This is a genomic window from Achromobacter sp. 1011811831 (genome assembly GCF_059760905.1).
Genome location: NZ_JCBANG010000173.1, coordinates 1 through 3,695 on the forward strand (window position 1 = coordinate 1; position 3,695 = coordinate 3,695).

Consider the following 3,695-nt stretch of genomic DNA (forward strand, 5'->3'; position numbering starts at 1 on the left):
GCTCTGCGCTACGATGTAGCAATCAAGCCGCCTTCCCGCGAGGGAAGGCGGCGTCCGTTCAGGGTGTCGCGATGCACGTTTTGTTCGTTTTGGATCCCTTGCCGCTCTTGAAGGCGTACAAGGACAGTTCGGTCGCTATGATGCGCGCGCTGGTCGCGCGCGGGCATACGCTCAGCGTGGCCATGCAGGGCGACCTGTATATCGAGGAAGGCGCCGTCCGCGCCGTGGCCACGCCCATCGAGCTGGTCGACGGGGCGGACCTGCACGGCCATGACTGGTGGCGCGAAGCCGAGGCCCGGGATGTGCGCCTGGCCGACCTGGGCGCGATCGTCATGCGCAAGGATCCGCCCTTCGACATGGAATACGTGTATTCCACCCACCTGCTGGAATACGCCCAGCAGCAGGGCGCCAAGGTCTTCAACACCGGCGCGGCCATCCGCAATCACCCGGAAAAGCTGGCCATCACCGAAATCAGCGAGTTCACCGCGCCCACGCTGGTGACCCGCAACATGGCCCGCCTGAAAGCCTTCCACGACAAGCACCAGGACGTGATCGTCAAGCCGCTGGACGGCATGGGCGGCACCGGCGTGTTCCGGCTGCAGCCCAAGGATCCCAACCTCAACGCCATCCTGGAAACGCTGACCGACAACGGCGCGCGCACCATCATGGCGCAGCGCTACATCCCCGAGATCGTCAAGGGCGACAAGCGCATCCTGCTGATCGGCGGCGAGCCCGTGCCGTATTGCCTGGCCCGTATTCCGCTGGCCGGCGAGACGCGCGGCAACCTGGCGGCCGGCGGACGTGGCGTGGCCCAGCCCCTGTCGCCGCGCGACCGCGAGATCGCCGAGGCGGTGGCGCCCAAGCTGGCCGCTCGCGGCCTGCTGCTGGTCGGCCTGGACGTCATCGGCGACTACGTCACCGAGGTCAACGTCACCAGCCCCACCTGTTTCGTGGAGATCGCCGAACAGACCGGCTTCGACGTCGCCGGCATGTTCGCGCAGGCGCTCGAGAAAGCAGCGGCCTGAGGCCGCGGGATTGCTGCCATGACCACGGGTATTGTTATCGTCGTCCACGCGCCGCTCGGCGCCGCGATGCGGGATTGCGCCAGCCACGTGATGGGCAACCTGGACGGCATGCTGGCCATCCACGACATCCAGCCGGAAGACCTGCCAGATGACCTGGCGCCGGCGGTGCTCAAGGACATCCTGGACCAGGAGCTGGGCGGCGGCGTGCTGGTGCTGACCGACCTGATCGGCGCCACGCCGGCCAACATCGCCAAGCGCGCGGTGGCCGATGCCCAGGCGCAGGGCATCCAGTGCTGCGTGCTGGCCGGCCTGAACACGCCGATGCTGCTGCGGGCGCTGACCTACCGCAACCTGCCGCTGGCCGAGACGCGCGAAAAAGCGCTGGCCGGGGGAGTGCAGGGCGTCTTGCGTGTAGACTGACGGCTAAGAATATGCCCTATCATTCGGGCGTAATATTTCAGCCGGCGCGGGGCGGGGCATCCCGCCGCGACCGACACTGATACCGGACAGCCGCAGACACCAAGATCCCTATGCCCAATACCGATATCGTCATCAGCAACAAGCTGGGCCTGCATGCCCGGGCGGCCGCCAAACTGACGCAGCTGGCCAGCAGGTTCTCCAGCGAGATCTTCATTTCGCGCGGCGCGCAGCGCGTCAATGCCAAGAGCATCATGGGCGTCATGATGCTGGCGGCCGGTCTGGGCGTGACGGTCCGCCTGGAAGCCTCCGGCGCCGATGCCGAGCTGGCCCTTTCCGAAATCGAAACCCTGTTTGACAGCAAATTCGGTGAGCAGGAATAGAACGTCCTCTGAATCGGCCGGCTCGGGCGCTGCCCGGGCCGGGGCCGTCACGTCCCAGGGGGACGTCCCGTCCGGGGCTGGCGCTGCCAGCCCCGTCGTCTGTCTGTACGGCAAGGGCGTGGCCCGCGGCTACGCCATCGGGCGCGCCGTGGTCATGGGCGCCGCGGCGCTCGAAGTGGCGCATTACCGCATCGCGCCGGAAGACATCGCCGCCGAAAGCAGCCGCCTGACCCAGGCGCTGGCCGACGCGCAGCAGGAATTGCTGCTGCTGGCCGATACCCTGCCGGCCGACGCCCCGCGCGAGCTGGGTGCCATGCTCAACGTCCACAGCCTGCTGCTGGGCGACCCGCTGCTGGCCGAGCAGACGCTGGCGCTGATCGCCGAGCGGCACTACAACGCCGAATGGGCGCTGACCACGCAGGGCCAGATCCTGGGCCAGCAGTTCGACGCCATGGAAGACGAGTACCTGCGCGAGCGCGGCGCCGACGTGCGCCAGGTCATTGAACGCGTGCTGCACGTGCTGGCCGGCACATCCGCCATGCTGCCGGACATGGGCCATGTGGACGGCGATGAAGCCCTGATCGTCGTGGCGCACGATATTTCGCCCGCCGACATGCTGCGCCTGCGCGGCGGCCGCTTCGCCGCCTTCGTCACCGACCTGGGCGGCCCCACGTCCCATACCGCCATCGTGGCTCGCAGCATGGGCGTGCCGGCGGTGGTGGCCCTGGGTAACGTGCGCGAGCTGGTGCGCGATGGCGATACCTTGATCATCGACGGCGCTTCCGGGGCCGTGGTGGTGAATCCCTCGCCGCGCATCCTGCAGGAGTACCGCCGCCGCCAGTCCGCCTACGCCGACGAGCGCGCCGAGCTCAGCCTGCTGCGCGACGTGCCCTCGGTCACGCTGGACGGCATCGACGTGGTGCTGCACGCCAATATCGAACTGCCCGAGGAGGCCGCGCTGGCGCTGGCGTCCGGCGCGCACGGCATCGGCCTGTTCCGTAGCGAGTTCCTGTTCATGGGCCGCGCGGACCTGCCGGGCGAGGAAGAACAGTACGAAGCCTATGCCTCGGTGGTGAAGGTGATGGCGGGCCGTCCCGTCACCATCCGCACGCTGGACATCGGCGCGGACAAGACGCTGGACGGTGAGGCCACCGTGGCCACCAACCCCGCGCTGGGCCAGCGCGCCATCCGTTACTGCCTGGCGCGCCCCGAGATGTTCGCCACGCAATTGCGCGCCATCCTGCGCGCCTCGGCCCACGGGCCGGTGCGCCTGCTGATCCCGATGATCGCCCATATGCACGAAGTGGTCGCCACCAAGGCCGCCATCGAGGCCGCGCGGCGTGAACTCGACGCGCGCGGGCAGGCCTATGCGGCCCACATGGAAGTGGGCGCCATGGTCGAGGTGCCGGCCATCGCCATCGCCATCGAGCCTTTCGCCCAGGCACTGGATTTCCTGTCCATCGGCACCAACGACCTGATCCAGTACACGCTGGCGATCGATCGCGGCGACCACGACGTGGCGTCCCTGTACGACCCGCTGCATCCGGCGGTGCTGCGCCTGGTCGCGAACACCATCAACGCCGGCGAGCGCGCCGGCAAGCCGGTGGCGGTCTGCGGCGAGATGGCCGGTGATTCGCGCATGACCCGGCTGCTGCTGGGCCTGGGCCTGACCGAGTTCTCCATGCACCCGCAGCAGCTATTGGACGTCAAGCGCGAAGTGCGCCGCGCCCATTCCAATGCCTTGCGGATCAAGGTGGCCAGCGCGCTGAATCGCGCCTTGCCGGTGGACCTGGACGCGCTGGGACCCGGCTGATCCTGTTTCCGGGACGCCTTTGGCGCCTTCCGAATGAAAAAGCCCGGAACCGTGAGG

The 3,695-nt window shown here is 68.3% G+C and carries 4 protein-coding genes; all 4 read left to right on the forward strand.

The window, feature by feature from the left end:
* The first annotated feature begins 71 nt into the window (after positions 1-71).
* Positions 72-1,025: a glutathione synthase gene (gene gshB, locus AC6LJ9_RS30290; protein WP_498150406.1), complete on the forward strand. Its 954-nt coding sequence runs from the start codon at positions 72-74 to the stop codon at positions 1,023-1,025.
* Positions 1,026-1,043: 18 nt separating this feature from the next.
* Positions 1,044-1,445 (forward strand): PTS sugar transporter subunit IIA, encoded by a 402-nt coding sequence (locus AC6LJ9_RS30295; RefSeq protein WP_392413055.1) that lies wholly within the window; start codon positions 1,044-1,046, stop codon positions 1,443-1,445.
* Positions 1,446-1,555: 110 nt separating this feature from the next.
* A complete protein-coding gene (locus AC6LJ9_RS30300) occupies positions 1,556-1,825 on the forward strand; it encodes an HPr family phosphocarrier protein (protein ID WP_212320559.1) in 270 nt (89 codons plus the stop codon).
* A 103-nt stretch (positions 1,826-1,928) separates the two neighbouring features.
* Positions 1,929-3,638, forward strand: a complete 1,710-nt coding sequence (gene ptsP / locus AC6LJ9_RS30305; protein WP_283093845.1) for a phosphoenolpyruvate--protein phosphotransferase — start codon at positions 1,929-1,931, stop codon at positions 3,636-3,638.
* The last annotated feature ends 57 nt before the right edge of the window (positions 3,639-3,695 follow it).